At 63.5% G+C, this 1,624-nt stretch carries 1 pseudogene; it reads right to left on the bottom strand.

The features are described 5' to 3' along the window. Positions 1-158 precede the first annotated feature (158 nt). Positions 159-1,268 (bottom strand): annotated as a pseudogene (locus tag EN935_RS35135) (IS110 family transposase). Positions 1,269-1,624 lie beyond the last annotated feature (356 nt).

Consider the following 1,624-nt stretch of genomic DNA (forward strand, 5'->3'; position numbering starts at 1 on the left):
GCGCGGGTTGGCTACCGCATTCCCGATTGTGCGTCCGGGGCCGTTCCTATCTTACTGCGGGCGTCGGTCGATTTGCCGCCCACAAAGCGTCTGGCGGGCATTCCCCTGCCGTGGTCCCGCCTCCGCCTATGCGCGAGATGAAAGCCATCGCAGCCGGTCTACGACCTGATCGCCTGCGCCTCCCTTGCAACAGCCCACATGAAGCCGGCCAGTTCGCGGGCGATCGCTGTGCAAACCACCGTTGTTCTCTTGCCGCGTCCGCTCAACATTCGATAGCGGGCCGTCAGCCTGGTCTGCGCCTTCCAGGCGATCTCCCGCACCTTTGGTGGTGCCTGCTCCAGACGGTACACCTTCTTCGCACCGACCCTCGGCGGATGCCTATAGGTCCATGCGCTCTCGACCAGCATATGGCGAACGCGGCCGTTCCCCGCCTTGGTGACGCCGCCCCGTCTGACTGTCTCGCCGGTCGATCGCTCTCCAGGGACGAGGCCGAGATACCCCATGAGCGCGGGCTCTCGAACCGCTGCACGTCGCCAACCTCGGTGGCGAATGTCACCGCAACAATCAGGTCTACGCCCCGCAGGGTCTGGAGCGCCCGCACGATCGGCGCCGGCGACCAGGCCGGAACGAACTGCTCGATCACGCCCTCAAGCCGATCGACCCGCTCTTTCGAGACGCGCACCGCTTCGACCATTTCCTGAAGCGCGATCTGATGCGCCGGGTGATCGAACGGTTGTTCCTGCAGCCAGCGCAGATAGCGCATCGACCAGCCTTTCCTGCGAGGATAGATCGGTCCGTGCTTGAGCATGAAGGCGCTCACATGCTGCCGATGGACGCGAAGCGTCTCGACTGCGGTCGCCCGTGCCAGGACGAGATCTCGCATGGCTTCGCGACCTTCATCAGGGACCCACACTGCCGTCAGTTCGCCGGCGCGCAGCAGCCGAGCCAACGCAAGAGCATCCCGGCGGTTTGTCTTCACTCGATCGCCGGGCTTCCTTGGAATCAACGATGGCGCGACCACAGTGCATTCATGGCCCAACGATCGGATCAGCCGATAGAGACCATAGCCGGTCGGGCCAGCCTCGTAGCAGAAATACACCGGATCGAACTTGGTGGCGATCCGCCGGATAACTCGGCGCATGCTCTCTTCCGACGCGTCGACCTCGCCGAAAAAGCGAACCTCTCCCTCCCGGCCGGCGTCCGCAATCGCGATGGCGTTCCTCAGCTTCGCGATCGATTCCGACAAATGCTTCCCTATAATCTGCCACGGCTCGTCCTCCTGTTATGAGGATCGACTCGGCCCGCCCGAGCAACCCTCGGACGCGCAGTGTAGCGCGAGCCACCTCACCGACAGAGGCGGACTTACGGTCTTACCTTGAAAGTGATCGAGACAAGGGACTAGGCTGATCCCAAGGGCTAAGAGCAAGCGACCCATGTTTGGCGTTCTGGCCACAGGCCAACCTCCCGCCCCAGTGGCGGAAGCCGCTGTTTGCCTCGTCTACAACCTCGTGAGAGCAATAGGCGTCCGATCGAGCACGGCGATCCCGACTATTCCCGCGGCGGGGTGCACGCGACGGCAACGACGAGGCCGTTTGGTCCGATGATGTGGCGGTATCGGTATCGC

The organism is Mesorhizobium sp. M7D.F.Ca.US.004.03.1.1, assembly GCF_003998635.1.
In the GTDB taxonomy this organism is placed as follows: Bacteria; Pseudomonadota; Alphaproteobacteria; order Rhizobiales; family Rhizobiaceae; genus Mesorhizobium; species Mesorhizobium loti.